Annotated in this window: 10 protein-coding genes; 4 read left to right on the top strand and 6 right to left on the bottom strand. The window is 70.8% G+C overall.

The genetic code is table 11. The features are described 5' to 3' along the window. Positions 1-989: 989 nt before the first annotated feature. Positions 990-1,199 carry a hypothetical protein gene (locus SNE206_RS30705; protein ID WP_407916800.1) on the top strand — a complete coding sequence of 70 codons (210 nt, stop codon included), beginning with the start codon at positions 990-992 and terminating at the stop codon, positions 1,197-1,199. Positions 1,200-1,609: 410 nt separating this feature from the next. Here SNE206_RS30705 and SNE206_RS30700 read toward each other — a convergent pair whose 3' ends face one another. Continuing rightward, positions 1,610-2,206 (bottom strand): TetR/AcrR family transcriptional regulator, encoded by a 597-nt coding sequence (locus SNE206_RS30700; RefSeq protein WP_407916799.1) that lies wholly within the window; start codon positions 2,204-2,206, stop codon positions 1,610-1,612. A 73-nt stretch (positions 2,207-2,279) separates the two neighbouring features. On the opposite strand from SNE206_RS30700, the gene SNE206_RS30695 reads away from it, so the two are divergent. Then, the gene (locus SNE206_RS30695; protein ID WP_407916798.1) at positions 2,280-2,804 is read left to right on the top strand and encodes a GNAT family N-acetyltransferase; all 525 of its coding nucleotides are present in this window, start codon (positions 2,280-2,282) and stop codon (positions 2,802-2,804) included. Between the two features lie 565 nt (positions 2,805-3,369). After that, entirely contained in the window at positions 3,370-4,425 is a 1,056-nt protein-coding gene (locus tag SNE206_RS30690; protein WP_407916797.1) for an RICIN domain-containing protein, read from the top strand. A 675-nt stretch (positions 4,426-5,100) separates the two neighbouring features. Here the strand turns inward: SNE206_RS30690 and SNE206_RS30685 are convergent. Beyond that, the gene (locus tag SNE206_RS30685; protein WP_407916796.1) at positions 5,101-6,045 is read right to left on the bottom strand and encodes an alpha/beta fold hydrolase; all 945 of its coding nucleotides are present in this window, start codon (positions 6,043-6,045) and stop codon (positions 5,101-5,103) included. A gap of 189 nt (positions 6,046-6,234) precedes the next feature. Here SNE206_RS30685 and SNE206_RS30680 point away from each other — a divergent pair, with 189 nt between their 5' ends. Further along, on the top strand, positions 6,235-7,182 hold the full coding sequence (locus SNE206_RS30680; protein WP_407916795.1) for a helix-turn-helix transcriptional regulator: 948 nt from the start codon (positions 6,235-6,237) through the stop codon (positions 7,180-7,182). 139 nt (positions 7,183-7,321) lie between these two features. On the opposite strand, the gene SNE206_RS30675 is transcribed toward SNE206_RS30680, so the two are convergent. The 4 genes from SNE206_RS30675 to SNE206_RS30660 are packed head-to-tail and all read right to left on the bottom strand — an operon-like array spanning position 7,322 to position 14,292. After that, the gene (locus SNE206_RS30675) at positions 7,322-10,333 is read right to left on the bottom strand and encodes an SAV_2336 N-terminal domain-related protein (protein WP_407916794.1); all 3,012 of its coding nucleotides are present in this window, start codon (positions 10,331-10,333) and stop codon (positions 7,322-7,324) included. Then, entirely contained in the window at positions 10,326-11,270 is a 945-nt protein-coding gene (locus tag SNE206_RS30670; RefSeq protein WP_407916793.1) for an AAA family ATPase, read from the bottom strand. The genes SNE206_RS30675 and SNE206_RS30670 overlap by 8 nt, the downstream gene beginning before the upstream one ends. Further along, positions 11,270-13,357 carry a hypothetical protein gene (locus SNE206_RS30665; protein ID WP_407916792.1) on the bottom strand — a complete coding sequence of 696 codons (2,088 nt, stop codon included), beginning with the start codon at positions 13,355-13,357 and terminating at the stop codon, positions 11,270-11,272. Before SNE206_RS30665 ends, SNE206_RS30670 begins: the two co-directional genes overlap by 1 nt. Beyond that, on the bottom strand, positions 13,354-14,292 hold the full coding sequence (locus SNE206_RS30660; protein WP_407916802.1) for an alpha/beta fold hydrolase: 939 nt from the start codon (positions 14,290-14,292) through the stop codon (positions 13,354-13,356). Before SNE206_RS30660 ends, SNE206_RS30665 begins: the two co-directional genes overlap by 4 nt. Between the last annotated feature and the right edge of the window lie 313 nt (positions 14,293-14,605).

Here is a 14,605-nt window from a genome sequence, read left to right as displayed (position 1 = left end):
CCGGAGTCCCTCCCGTCACGATCCGCGGCCGGACAGGGGCCGCAGGGTCGGGCGGGACTCGGCGTGGAGCCGCACCCGGCGGGACAGGTGCCGGTGCGGCTTCGACTCGGCCAAAGCTGCCAGAGCGTCCGCCCGCCGCCAAGACCCTCCTGCTACGACCCGCCGTCGTAGCACGGGCACATGCCACGGGCCGGGAATACACCCCCCGGCGGTAACCCCGTGCGGCCGCGGCACCGTCCCCGCGGGCCCGCCGCACCGCCCCGCCGCACCGCCCGGCGGCCGGTCCGGCCGACACCCACAGGCACCCCCACCACCCCGGACGGCCGGCGCGGTGAACACCTACGACGCGCCGTCGTAGCCGCCCCTGCCGTGTGAGCACCCTCACCGGCCCGAAGGCCCCAGTGCGGCAGTGCGTCGACGCCACACCACGGTGCGTTCCGTGACCACGGTCTCAGAACGACCGACGACCACCTCGCACGACCCCGCGGGCGGCCCTTTCCTTCGGGCACGAAGGCGCACGGCGCGAGGAACGAGAAACGGGGACCGCAAGGCGAGGCCGACGGCCCCGCTCACCCCCGCCGGGCCACGCCACGGCGTCACCCGGAGCGACCCCGCCGGTCAGGACGCCCACCCCACTCCACACCGTCCTCCACGAGCTGCCCGGGCGCGCGGGGTTCGTTCGCGGTCCGGTTCCGGTCTGTCCGGGGGCGGGTGGTTGCGGGGGTGTGGCCAGACCACCCGCCCCGGCCCGGTGGTGGTTGCGGGAGTGGGGCTGGACCTCCGGAATCGAGGCGGCCGAGGGCGTCGATGTTCTCGCCGGTGCCCCTTGAGGGCGGCACCGCCTCTCCGGCCGGGCCCTCGCGCCGTTCGCGGTTCGTGGCCGCTGCCGTGCGAATCGATGCACCACTGCTGCGTCTGGAGCATGCCGGGCGGCTGCGGACGCTGGAATGAGGGGGAGGTTCCGTCGACACCGACACGGAGGTGGCCGGATGCCCGACAGCACACCGACCCTGCAGGACACCGCGCTGGTCCGCGACTTCGTGGACATCCCGCCCGGCCTTGAGATCGACCCGATGGACGTCCAGCGGGCCCGCCTGGCCCAGGCGGTCGGCGGCCGCTTCCGCAAGGTGGCCCCAGGCCTGTACGAGATCATCACCCACACCTTGGGCGACCACACCTCGGGCGACCGCACCGCGTAGCCCGCGGCCCGGGGCCGGGTACGGCCGGCAAGGGTCGGCGCGTCCCCGTCGTGTCGTACGGGCCGTGCCGGCCCGCGGGCCGGCGCCGTCGGACCCGGGGGAGTGGCCCGGACGACATGCGCCGGGGGACGCCCTGCTTCGTGCCGCCCCGGGCGAGCCCCCCACGACCCGGGCCGTGGAGGTGGGGCAGGCCGACGAGCAGGTGGTCGCAGGAGGATCCGGGGATTCGTGGCTCGCCGACAGGCACGCCCTGTTCGGGATCGAGGTGATGTCCGGCGTGGTGGTGGGCGATTTTCGCGAGGAGGGTCGACGAAGCTCTCATCCCGTGCCGGAGCGGTCGGCGCGAACTCCGGTCCTTGTCCGGCGCTCTCCGCCGCGGACCGGCAAGGTGCCCTGAAGTCTTCGGGTGGTCATGCGTCGCCACGGTCTTCGCCGCACAGCAGTGCCAGCTGCCGGTGGACGGCGGCAGTGACCCTGCGCTCGTCCTTCGTGGCAAGGAGGTCGAGCAGCGCCCCGCGCAGTACCGCCAGCGTCATGGTGCGGCGGACGGCGCCGTCCTCGCTGTCCCGTTCCGGCTGCGGTTGGCAGCCGGCCAGGACGTCGAGCCAGTCGTTCACGGTGGACGTGGCGAATCCGGCCCAGGGACCGGCCGGTTCGACGAGGGACCGGGCGTACGCCTCCGTCCAGAGACGTAGCAGCGCGTGGTGCTCGTCGGCGGCGAGCCATGCCCATACCTGCTCGGCCGCCCGTGCCAGACCGATCGGGCGGTCGGCCTCGCGGAGGTGTTCCAGCAGGGCCAGCTCGTCGGTTCGGGCCCGCTCCAGCAGCGCTCGCACGAGTCCGTCCTTGTTGCCGAACAGGAACATCAGCACCCGGGTGCTGGAGCCGACGGCCTCGGCCAGCGGACGCAGCGACAGATCGGCCAGACCGTGGGCGAGTGCGTACTCGTAGGAGGCGTCGAGCAGTTGGGTCCGGCGTGCGGACGGGTTTGCGGTCTTCGGAGGCATGGACCTAGCCTAGGGGCACTGACACGGTCGTGTCAGTAGCGCATGGCGATGTGCCGTTCACGGAGAGTGTGACATGTCGGAAGAAGTCTCCCTGCAGCAGGTCGTGATCCGCCGTGCCGACCGTCCTGGCGACCTGGGCTGGGTGGTGATGGCCCACGGCGAGCTGTACGCCGAGCAGTTCGGCTTCAACACCGACTTCGAGGCGCTGGTGGCCAAGATCGTCGGCGACTACGCAACCCGGCACTCCCCGGCCACGGAGGCGGCCTGGATCGCCGAGATCGACGGCGAACGCACCGGCTGCGTGTTCCTGGTCGCCGCCGACGAGCCGGAGGTGGCCAAGCTGCGCGTCCTGCTCGTCGCCCCGTCCGGTCGGGGCCTCGGCCTCGGCACCCGCCTCGTCGAGCAGTCCCTCGACTTCGCCCGCGCGGCCGGATACCGGTACGTGACCCTGTGGACCACCGACAACCTGGTGTCCGCCCGCAGGATCTACGAACACTTCGGGTTCACCCTCGCCGACGAGGAGCCCGGCCACAGGTTCGGCCACGACCTCGTGGGCCAGAACTGGACCCTCGACCTCCGCAGCAGCCCTGCGGAGTGAACTTCTCCGAGTCCCGGCCCGGTGCGGCTGTCGCCCAGGGGTGTTGCAAAGTCCGGTGATCTTGTGAGTGTTCTGGTCGGACGATGCCGAGGAGGTCGAGCGGGCGGGTGAAGGGCTCGTAGGAGGCGTGGCGGAGGCCGGCGGCGATGTTGCGGTGCCCGGCGGTACGGAGGGTGTTGATCGCCAGGTTGCGGAGGGTTGCCATGTTCTCGGGGCCGTGGCCGGTGCGGATTTTGGTGGGGGTGCCCCTGGCCGGAAGCTGGGGGAGCGTCCTAGGCAAAGGTGGTGCCGCGGACGAGGTGGAGCCGGTTCTCGATGGTCCACTGCGAGCCGGCCGAGCAGCTCGGGTGAGGCTTCCTGTGAGGTCAGGTCGGTGATCGCGTAGATGGTCCGGCAGCTGACGGTGCCGCAGGATCCGTGCGGCCTGGACAGCGTGCGGGAAGTCCAGGCCGAGGTCGGTGATGGTGAGGGCTCTGGTCGCCCGGGTCTTCCTGCGGCCGTGGCCGATCTCGCGGTCGTAGCGGCGTGCGGTGACGTCCTTCCACGGCAGCGACCATAGCCGGAGGTGCAGTTCGGGCTGGTTGTCGTAGGGAGCCAGGAACGCGGCGAAGCAGGTGATCTCATTCGTTCTGCCGGGCACCCGCAGCTGGGTGACGGTCCGGCCGTGGCGGTGATCCCGGCCGGCAGGTGGGCGGCGGGTGAGGTGCCGTGCCGGGAGCCCCGGGCGGTCTTGCCGTCCACGGCGATCGAGTCCGATCCCGCGGGATCGGCACCGGTCAGGTCGGCCAGGCCGCCGGGGCAGGCCAGGGCGATGACCCGCCGGATCGTGGCGGCGCTCGGTGCGACGTGCACGCCAAGTACGCCTACCAGTGCCGCCGCATTCAAAAGAGCCTTCCGCCAGGCATTCGGCGTTATATCAACGCGACTGCGCCGGCAGGCCGTCGCATTCGGGCTGCACGGAAGGTTAAGGATCTTTGCACGGAAGGCCAAGTATCAGGCCAAGATCTTCCGTAGGCTCCGACCGGGAAGCGCCGGCCCTGCAGGAGGGGATTTTGACGGTGCTCAGCGTTGTGGGCGGCCCAAATGGCCGACTCGCCTGGAGGGGAATTTTATGATAGGCAAGCGATTCAGTGCTCTTGCGGCGGCTTTTGCTGCTTCTGTTGCGTTCTTTCCGGTGGCCACCGCCTCGGCCGCGAACTTCTCGCCCGACAGCGTGATCAACCCGCCCGGTCACTACGGACTTGCCAATCGGAACAGCGGCAAGTGCCTGGCTGTCCTGGCAAGCGGCGCCTACGGGTCTCGCGCAACGCAGACCACCTGCGCAAACTTTGAGGACCAGAGCTGGAGCGTCAACACCTACGGTACTGCCGCCGAGATCAAGAACGATTACAGCGGCCAGTGCCTCACCGCCCAGGGCATGTCGGACGGTGCGCCTGTGTTCCAGTACACCTGCACGGGATTGAAGGACCAAAAGTGGTACGCCCATCACATCACCGCTGACATCACCTGGTACGTCAACCTCAACAGCGATAAGTGCCTCGTGGTGCAGGGCGCAGCCGAGGGAAATGCCGCCTTTCAGTACACCTGCGGCTACTACATGGATCAGTACTGGAGTTACTGAGCCCGGATCCGCCGGCCGGTGACTGATCTATTTCATCCTGTCCCGGCGGAATGAAATTCCTGGTCAGGGAGCGAGTGACAGGCGAGGCCCTGGTCGTTGCGCTGGTGTTTTCTGCGTACCTCGCTTTGTCCAAGGAGCCTCGCTCAAAGGCTGTCCCGTAATTGATCTCCGGCTGCCAGAGTGGGCCGTGTGCTGGGGTGGCGGTTCGACCGTGCGGTCTGGTCGAGGTTGTGCAGGCGGGCGATGCCGACCCTTCATCCGCCCGCTCGACCTCCTCGACATTGCCTGACCAGAACACTCACAAGATCACCGGACTTTGCAACACCCCTGGTAGGTGGTGTTGCCGGTCCCGCCGGTCGATCCGATTCCGGAGCCGTCGTGGCGACGTTTCCAGCTTGTCCATGCGAAGAACGGGCCGGAGGGTTTTCCCTCCGGCCCGTTCGGGTTTTCCGTGCCGCTGTCGGATGCTCCGGCGAGGCGCCGGGGGAGTGGTGGCTCGGCGGCTTCCTCGCTGTGCCGCTGTTCCCCGTGAGTCTGTCCTCGGCCTGCCGTACGGCCGGTGGCCGTGGCTGATCGGACGGTGGTGGCTGCTGATCGGGCCCCGGCCGGCGAGAGATTCACGCGCGGCCCGACGGCTCGAAGAGCTTCAGGCGGCACGAACCGGATCACGAGCCACTACATGGCGTCCTGCTGTTCCAGCCATTTCGTGATCGCCTGGTTCGTTTCTTCCGGCTTCTCCTGCTGGATCCAATGGCCGCAGTCCAGGCTGACCACTTCCACATTGGGTACGAACTCTGCCAGGCTTTCGGACTTCCGGACCAGGTCCCGGTCGCCGTAGATCATGAGCGTGGGCTGCCGGATGACCGGGTCCACGTCCGCCAGCAAGTGCCAGTTGCGGTCAAGGTTCCTGTACCAGTTCACACTGCCCGTGAACCCTGCCGACTCGAAGGCGGAGACGAAGACGGCCAGTTCGCCGTCGCTCATCACGGGCTCGCCGAGTGGCGTTTCCGCCCTGGCGAGATCGATCAGCGCCATGCCCGGCCGGGGCTCCCTGGGGGGCTCGTTCTTCCGGTACAGGTTGCGAAGGAACCGGAAGGTGTTCTCTTCGAACACGGCGTCCGCGACGCCTGGCTGCCGATTGAAGTGGACGAAATAGAAGTCGCCGCCGAGCACATCTTCCATGAACTCGATCCAGGGCTTTTCTCCGCGCTCCTGGTAGGGCAGGCTCAGGTTGATCACCCTGTTCACGCGGTTCGGATGCAGCAGGGTCAGCCCCCAGACGACCATTGCGCCCCAGTCATGACCGGCAAAGGTGGCATCCTCGTAACCGTAGTGGTCGAGAAGTGCGACGAGATCGCCCGACAGGTGTTCAATGTCGTAGTCCGTCACTTCGGTCGGGCGGGACGAGTTGCCGTAGCCCCGCTGGTTCGGGACGATGACGTGGTAGCCCGCTGCGACGAGGGCAGGTACCTGGTGGCGCCAGGAAAAGGCATGCTCCGGCCAGCCGTGGCAGAGCACGATGGGTTTTCCTGCATTCTGTCGGCCTGCCTCGAAGACTTCGAGTTCCACGCCGTTGACTGCAACGACGGTGGGCTCGGGAAAGTCGGCCGGATTGAACATTGAATTTCCTTCCAATCTTTTCGGGGTGATCAGGCGGCGAAGGTTCCCGACGACGGCGTCGGCGCACCCCTGACAGGCCGAGGGTTGGCACGGTCGTGGGTGGTGGGACTCGCCGGTGAGGTCATGTCGCCATCTTCCCGACCGAAACCGGTCACCCCATGACCGGTTTCCTGTGGAAGTGTTGCCGACATGCGAACCGACCGGCTGGTGGCCGTCCTCCTCCTGCTGCAACGGCGCGAGCAGGTGACAGCAGCGGAGGTCGCCCGAGAGCTGGAGGTCTCCGAGCGCACCGCCCGCCGCGACCTCGACGCCCTGGCCATGGCCGGGGTGCCCGTGTACCCGATGCAGGGCCGAGGCGGCGGCTGGCGTCTCGTGGGCGGCGCCCGCACCGACCTGTCCGGGTTGACCGCGGGTGAGGCCCGCGCCCTGTTCCTGGTTGCCGGCCCGGCCTCGGCTGCGACGCCGGCCGTGAAAGCAGCCCTGCGCAAGCTCGTCCATGCTCTGCCGGAGCCCTTCCGGGTGCAGGCCGAGGCAGCAGCGTCGTCGTTGGTCATGGACCCGCAACGATGGGGGTCGAGCCGGATCGAGCACCGGGCACCTCGCTTCCTCGACGAACTCCAGGACGCGGTGATCCGCGGCGTCCAGGTGCGGCTCGGCTACGTCGACAGCAAAGGCGCCGAAACCGAGAGAACCGTCCACCCGCTGGGCATCGTCGCCAAAGGTCCGTCGTGGTACCTCGTCTCCGAGACCGAAGCCGGCCGGCGGACCTTCCGGATCGACCGCGTGTCGTCCGCCGACCCGACCGGCGAACCCGTGCACCGGCCCGAGGACTTCGACCTCGCCGCGAGCTGGCGCGAGATCGCCGACGAGATCGACCGCAGGCGAACGCCCCTCGAAATCCAGGCGGTGTGCGCGCCCCACGGGATCGGCCTGCTCCGAATGATGCTCGGCAGCCGGCTCCAAGTGGGAGGTTCCACGGCCGACGGCCGCATCGAGGTCCTGATCCGCGGCCACGACGAGTACGGGCTCGCCTGCGAACTCGCCGGACTGGTCGAATGGCTCGAAGTGACCGGCCCTCCGGGTGTGCGAGGCCACCTGGCCTCGATCGGCAACGCACTCGTCGAGCGATACGGCTGAGACCGTCCCGCAGCGTCGAAGTGCGGATCCTGGCGGTGCCCTTGCGGAAAGCGGTGTCCCGGACGAATCCGGTGATCACTGCACAGCGCCACCGTCGATGGCAGGACGGAGCCGTTGATCGGACGCTCCCGGCCCGGGGTCAGTTGGTGCGGGTGTTGGTCAGGTGCTGGCCGATGTAGCCCACGTAGATCCGGCCGCTGCCGGAGCAGTCGTCGAGGTAGTGGAGCCGGGGTGCGGTGGAGCCGCCGCCGATGCGCAGGTGGGCGCCCATGAAGGCGCGACGGGTCACGTCGACCGTGGACGGCACCGGCAGCATCCGCTCCCGCTTCCACTTGGCGTGGCTCTCGACCGTGCGCGACTCCCAGCGGACGGCCTTGCGGGGCGGGAAGTGGTGACAACCGGCCGGGGTGTGTTCGCACCACTGCTTGAAGTCGCCGCCCGCCCGCCCCTGGACCGCCGCGTGGGCGTACTCCTGAAGGGCCGTCAGGCCGTCCCAGGTGAGGCGTGCCCAGCCGGCGCCGTCCGGCTGGCCGTCGAGGGCCAGGGTCTCCTTCTCGTCACCGGTGAACTGCAGGAGCGGGAACTCCTCGAACCGCCCGAGCAGTTCGCCGAAACTGGCGGGCACCGTGCCGTGCACCGTACCCACCGCAATCGTCGGCCCGGGTCCGGCTGCGCCCGTGGCGGACACCGACTCCAGGAGACCCGGCCGGACCGCAGGCAGCAACCGCAGCACGGGTACGGCGGCGAGGGCGTCAGGCAGCACGGTGGCGGCCGCAAGGCGCCTCGGCTCGCGGGCGAGCAGAGCGGCGGCCCGGCGCAGGTCCTCGTCGATCCGATGCCGCGGGAGCACCGGATGACGTGTCGCGTCGCCGCGGGACGCCGGGTCGACCTCGGGGAGGTATGTGCGGACGGCGCCGCCGTACACCTTGTGGTATTTCAGCGCGAGGTTGAACACGGGCTGTGCGGCCCGGTCGAGGACGTAGGGGATTGCCAGCCCTGTGACCTGGCGCATCAGCGGCCGTGCGACTTCGTCGAGCCAGTGCTGCACGTCGACGCCGCCGGGAACCGTGGCGACGACGACCGGGAGGCGGCGTTCGGGGGCGCACAGTTCGTCGACGACACGGGTGACCTCGGCGGCGGTGACAAGGCGCGGTACGGGGTGCACCTCGGCGCCGCCGTCGGTGGCGTCGAGGTGGATCAGCAGTGCGGCCGCGAGTTCCGGTACCGGCACCCGTGCCGGACGGCGTATCCCCGGGCCGGAGATCAGGTCCTCGGCGTGGAGCCGGACCAGGACCGGTCCCGCGGCCGGGCCGACGACGGTCAGCGTCAACTGCTGGTAGCCGTGCGGTGCGGGAAGGCGCAGCCGGCGGCGGGTGTACCGTCCGGCGGCGTGGTCGAGCTCTCCGCCGTCCCGGTCGAGGAGTATGCGTTCGCCGAGCCGTATCCGGGTCGGGCCGTCGCATGCGTCGGCGGGGACGGTGCTGTGTCCCTCTGCGCTCAGCCAGATGTCGATCTGCCGGTCGGCCTCCGAGGCGGCCGAGGCGTGGGTGTGCGGGCTGCCGACCACCATCTGGTACGAGAGGGGGACGGGCTGTACTGCGGCGGCGGGCTCCCCGCGGCCGGCGGCCGGGACGGGCTCGACCGTACGGCGTGTGCCCGCTCCGAGCAGGTGCAGGATGTCCGCGGACGCCTGGGCGAACGGCTGGAGGTCCGACGGCAGCTCGGCGATGCTCTGCGCGTCGGACAGCGCCGCCTCGAAGTTCCGCCCGCTCCCGGCGTGGGCCGCGACGTAGCGGCCCACGAGTTCCTGGGTCCGCCACGCGTCGCTTCGGCTGAGCCGGGACGCGAGGCGTGCGCGGGCCTCGTCGCGGAAGGTGAAGCCGGCCTTCCCGGCTGTCGTTCCCTCCGTCACCAGGAGGGGGCCGTGCAACAGTTCGGCGACGTCGCAGAGGGTTGCCTCGGGCAGGAGCACCTGTCGGAGCAGGTGGATCAGCGGCAGGCCGAGCCAGGCGAAGGGCGCGCACAGCTCGGCGAGCCGGACCGCGTACGGGGACGCGGTCCGCAGGAACGCCCCGATCGGGTCGGCCGGAACCGGACGCGGCGGTCGGGGTGCCTCGGGCAGCCGGCCGTCCTCGGGGATCAGAACGGCGTCGCAGCCGTCCGGCGAGCCTTTTATGACGGTGCGGGCCCAGCGGTCGAACGTGTGCGGGGTCAGGGCGATCACGGGTAGCGGGATCCACTGTTCGGCGGCGTTCGCGCGCAGCCGCAGCAGCAGCGGCACCTCGAAGGAGAGTGCGGTGTTGGGGGCGGCGGGCCGTCGCGCCGTGACGCGGACCGCGGGCAGGCCGCCGAGGCCGGTGAGCTGCCGGAGCCCGGCGGCCATCGGGTTGATCAGGGCGACGGGTACGCGGGTGGCGTGGCGGCGCAGCAACTGCCAGACACCGGGAGCGTGCCAGCCGGGATCGGTGCAGTCGGACAGGACGAGCACCAGCGTCCGGCCGTCCGTGATCGGCGGTTTCTCCACCGGTTCCTGGCGGTGGTCCAAGAGTTCGGCGGTGGGTCCGTCGAAGGAGAGCGTGAGTCGGCGCAGTTGCCGGAAGGCGCCGTACCCGCGCAGCAGGGTGGTGAGTTCGGAGGCGGTCTCCTGCCAGACGGTCATCGACGGCGATCCGTCGATGACCAGGAGGGCGTCGAACCAGAGTTCCGTCGTGGGTGTGAACTGCGGCAGGATCTCGTTGGTGCGTGCGTATGCCTCGACGGTGGCGGCGACGTCGAGTTCGAGTGCCGAAGCGCTCGGCCGCTTCCGTTTGAGCGGACGCAGGGCGCGGGCGGTTTCCAGATTGCGCGGCAGGGCCTCGCCGCGGGGCACCGAGATCGGCCGTGCAGGGGTTGATCCGGGTGGTGGGTGGTGGAGGTACCCGGCTGTCCCGGTGGGGTGCCGGGGTGGTGAGAGGGCCGGGGGCGGAACGGGTTCGCCGGCCGGAGGGCCGGCCGGCGAACGGAGCTTCGGCGGGTGGGCCTGCGAGGTGGGGTCAGGGGTGCTGCCGGTCGCGGTGGCGGCGAGCCAGAGCACCTCGGCGACGGCGGTGGCGTCCGTGTCGGGGGCCAGTGTGCCGAGAGCCCGGACCAGGCGGAGCAACGGGTCAGTCACCGGCGAGCTCGCGGACGAGCAGGCGGACCAGCCGTTCCCGCTGTTCCCCCTGCGGGCCGTCCGGGTCCGTCAGCAGGTGTGCGGCGTTGAGGAGCTGGTCCACGGCCAGGCTCTCCCCGGCGTGCAGTCGCTCGACGAAGGAGGTGATCAGCTCGGCGACGGGACCGCCTTCGAGGACGTCGCAGCCGAGATGGGCGGCGACCACGTGCCGCAGCATGGCGTCGGTGGGCTTGGGCATCCGGTAGCGGATGCAGCGACGTAGGAAGGGTGCGGGGAAGTCCCGTTCCCCGTTGCTGGTCATCACGATGAACGGGAACGCGGTGCACTGGACCCGGCCTCGTTCGATCGGATGGTGTTGGTCACCGGCCCATCCCCGGACCGGTACCGGGCTGTGCCGGTGGCGGACGAGCTCGGGGATCTCGTACTCGCCGCGTTCCAGGACGTCGAGCAGGTCGCTGGGCAGGTCGAGGTCGCTCTTGTCCACCTCGTCGATGAGCAGTGCGCGTGGACGTTCCGACGGCAGCAGGGCCGTGCCCAGCGGCCCCAGCCGTAGGAACGGTGCGATGTCGTCGTGGTCGGCGGGGGCGTCGCCGGCGCCGGGCTGCAGGCGCTGGGCGTGGAGGCGGCCGAGGGCGTCGTAGCGGCACAGGGCGTCGGCGAGGGTGCTCCGGGACGTCAGGTGCCAGCGCAGCACCGGGCCGAGCCGGAGTTCCGCGGAGACCTGCTCGATCACGGTGGACTTGCCGGATCCGGCCGGTCCGGTGAGCAGGAGCGGGCGACGTAGGTGGAGGGCCGCGTTGACTGCGTCGGTGAGGCCCTGGGGCGGGCGGAACTGTGTGCCGAGCGGCTTCCGGGGGAAGGTCCGCCAGGGCGGTGGGTCGGCCAGCACCACGTCCCGGGGCCTGCCGTCGCCGACGTAGTAGGTGGTCCAGGACATCAGGGGCTCCCGTCGTCGATGGTGCGGCGTTGCTCGAAGAGGTCGCAGAACTCGAGCCACTGCAGGTCGTGCCAGGCCGCGCGGACGTCGGCCAGCGGTTCGTGGCAGCCGGCGGCGGAGGGGCCGGCCCGCCAGCGCCGCCGGTAGGCGTCGTGGAAGGCCTCGGGGAGGACGTCCCAGGAGTCCGCGAGGCAGCTGCGGTGCGTCTCGGGGAAGGCCTCCTCGGTCGGCCACAGCACGATGGGCGCGTAGGTGAGCAGCGCCTCCAGCAGTTCGGTGAGGCCGTGGGGGCGGTGGTCGATCCCGACGGCGCGCTGGTACATGCCGTCGCAGAGGCGTTCCAGCAGTGCGGCGGGGTGGCGGGTCTGGCTGTCCGTCAGCCAGTCGACGGGGGCGGTGGTGGCGTGGCAGGCCATGGTGCGGAGCTGCTCGCGGGCGATCGGGTTGATCACCGACGGGTGTGACAGCCCGCCGGAGGCGTGCAGGCGCCCGGTCCATCGCACCACGACGTCGTGATGCACGCCGAGCCGGTAGGGACCGGTGCGGACCCGTTCAGGCTGCCAGGCCGCCATCAGGTGGCTGGGCAGCACGACGTCCACGCCGCGCAGGACGGTGCCGCGCTCCCGGGCCAGCGGCTGCGCCCAGTGCAGGGCGTCGGTCAGGGCGCGTTCGACGTCGTTCTGCCGGGACTCGCAGCGGATCTGTCGGTGAGGTGAGTGCTCGGAGCCGTCCCACAGCCATACGTCCAGCAGGTCGGGCCAGCCGACGGTCGGGGCGGCGTGCAGGCTGACGACGAGCCGGACGGCTTCGGCCGCGGGCAGCGGGTGGTACTGCCTGATGGCGTCGTTGAGGTCGACTGCGACGCCCCGGGCCTCGGCCCACTGCCGGACGGCGGCGGCGTTGCCGTCCGCGCCGCTCTCGCGGGCGATCCCGACCAGCAGCCGACACAGGGCTGCGGTCCGGCTCTCGGTGAAGGAGGGTGCCCGCAGCAGCGCGTACTCGACGAGGTCGCGAAGCAGCGGGATGCCGCTGGACCTCGGTAGGGGCCATGGTGCGCCGGCTGCGGTGCGCTGGGCGTGGGCGGCGCGCCTGAGGGCCTTCGTGGTGATCAGCTCCGTGTCCCACCCGGCCACCAGGTCGACGGCCTCGGCGGCCGTGAGCAGGCTGTCGGCTACGTCGAGCACGCGGGCGGCGGGGGCGCTGGTGCGGGCGGCCGTGTGAGCGGTGTCCCGGAGTTCGGCCAGCGCGCTGCGGCTGCGGGGGAGGGCGGGGCCCGCCGGGGGCCATGCGGCCACGGCCTCGCCGAGTTCCGTCTCGGCAACCGGGCCGAACCCGTCCCACCGTGCCCACCAGTGGTTGTGCGCCAGCCAGAGCTCCTCGGTGGCGTGGGTGTTGCCGTCGAAGCTCAGTCCCCACGTGTCCTGGTCGAGGATCAGTTCGCGCAGCCGCCGTTTGGCGCCGGCCGTGTCGATGACGGCGCCGCACCCCTTCACGCCTTTCCTGAGCAGGTCCGTCAGAGTCCGGCTGAAGGTCAGGTTGCGGGCGGTCTGGTTCGTTCCCGCGGCCATCAGCAGGGCCAGCCGGAGCTGGCCCTGGCGCATGCCGGCGACCATGTCGCCGGTGTCGGGCGGTGCCGCTCCGGCATGGCAGGTGTCGATCAGGCCGATCACGCCGTTCACCCCGGCCTGCTGGATGGCTTCGGTCAGCAGCTGGCCCACGGCGACCGCGCCCGAGAGCTCGTCCTCCTTGGTGTCGGCCGCCATGTAGTAGAGGCTGGCGGTGCCCTCGTGGACGAAGCCGTGGCCGAGGAGGGCGAGCACCAGGGTGGCCCCGGCCTCACCGGCGCGTTGCGTGGCCCGGCGGACGGCGTCCCTCACCGCCTCTGCCCGCGCGTGTCCACCGAGCAGGAGCCTGCGGTCGGCTTCCGCCATGGGGACGCAGCCGCCGACGGCGGGGTCGCTGAGGGCGGCGTGCAGGTCGTGGGCGACGTGTTCCAGCCCGTCCAGTCGCCGGGCGGTGCCGAGCGGGGCGCACTGGGCGGCTACGACGAGGACGTGCCGGGGCGGCGACGGCCACATCGCCGTCATACGCGCGTGACCGCGGCGGTGACCGCGGTGACGATCCCGTCGGCGACCTCGCGTTGTGCGAGGTAGGTGGTGGCGTTGTGCACCCACAGTCCGTCCGAGTGGACCGGCCGGCTCCGCGGCTGCACACCGGCCGTGTTGGCCGCGACGCAGGTGTCGATCGGCCGTTTCGGGACCACGATGTCGTCGCGGTGCCAGAAGTCCAGCCACTGTTCCACACATTCGGGGGTGCGGACCGGCTGCGGACGCAGGCGGGGCAGTACCAGGGCGGGGGTGGCGATGGGCGAGCCCAGGGTGACGAACAGCGGCACGGGCCCCGGGTACTCCTGGAGTGCCTCCAGTGCCACCACCGTCCCCAGGGAGTGCGCCACGATCACGGAGGGACGGTCCGGGTCCAGCTGGGCCAGCACCCGCTCGCGCGCCAGTACGTCCAGCGGACGGTCGTCCCCCGGCGCAGTACGGCGGCCGAGGTAGCGCCCCACCTGGGAGACCGCGGCGAGCAGGCGCCGACCGCTGGCCCACTGCGCGGCCTGCTGCAGCCCGGGCAGGCTCAGCAGCGATGTGCAGAGGTAGCCGAGCCGTCGGACGTGGTGGCCGGGGCCCTGCTCCTGGCCGGTCGGGTGCAGTTGCTCGCGGATGGCCAGCAGGCGGCGACGGAGCAACTCGTCGGCGTCGGGGAGGCGGGAGTCGACCATCTCGGCGAGCAGTTCGGCAACGATCGCCGCCTCCTCGTCGTACAACTCCCCGTCCTGGCCGCCTTGGGCCTGACGCGGCAGGTAGAGGTCGCTGTAGTCGGCGAACCGGCTCTCCGCGGCCCAGCCCATGGTCAGCCCCGACACCAGTTGCGGGTGGCCGGCCGCACGGACACCGGTGGCCAGGGACCGCAACCACTTGCCGAGTTCGTCCGCAGCATCCCGGGGGCCGCCGATCCCGTGCACGAACAACAGGCGTGGTCCCGGTGAAGTCCGCACAGTCCCCCCGCGGGTCAGGTGGTCCGCTCCGGCGGCAAGTGCACTGTTCACAGGCGTACTTGACAGCCAGTCACGCTACTGCCACCGACCCTACTTCACCGAGGGTGGCCATCGCAGGAAGTTGGGTGAGCACACGTCTTGCCTGGTGACCGCTGTGAATCGGGAGCGGCGGCCGGGCCGGCACCCGGACGGCCTCGCCCTCGTCCGTCACGCCCTTGACGACCAGGGCCGAAAGTCTCGAAAACACCACACCCACAAGCTCGTTGACATCGTGCACACC

The sequence above is a fragment of the Kitasatospora sp. NE20-6 genome, from assembly GCF_045862635.1.
This window is presented reverse-complemented; position numbering and strand designations above follow the sequence as displayed.

Excerpts from the sequence above, each read along its gene's own strand:
- SNE206_RS30695 (WP_407916798.1), top strand. The coding sequence starts at position 2,280 with ATGTCGGAAGAAGTCTCCCTGCAGCAGGTCGTGATCCGCCGTGCCGAC.
- SNE206_RS30700 (WP_407916799.1), bottom strand. The coding sequence starts at position 2,206 with ATGCCTCCGAAGACCGCAAACCCGTCCGCACGCCGGACCCAACTGCTC.
- SNE206_RS30705 (WP_407916800.1), top strand. The coding sequence starts at position 990 with ATGCCCGACAGCACACCGACCCTGCAGGACACCGCGCTGGTCCGCGAC.
- SNE206_RS30670 (WP_407916793.1), bottom strand. The coding sequence starts at position 11,270 with ATGTCCTGGACCACCTACTACGTCGGCGACGGCAGGCCCCGGGACGTG.
- SNE206_RS30685 (WP_407916796.1), bottom strand. The coding sequence starts at position 6,045 with ATGTTCAATCCGGCCGACTTTCCCGAGCCCACCGTCGTTGCAGTCAAC.
- SNE206_RS30680 (WP_407916795.1), top strand. The coding sequence starts at position 6,235 with ATGCGAACCGACCGGCTGGTGGCCGTCCTCCTCCTGCTGCAACGGCGC.
- SNE206_RS30665 (WP_407916792.1), bottom strand. The coding sequence starts at position 13,357 with ATGACGGCGATGTGGCCGTCGCCGCCCCGGCACGTCCTCGTCGTAGCC.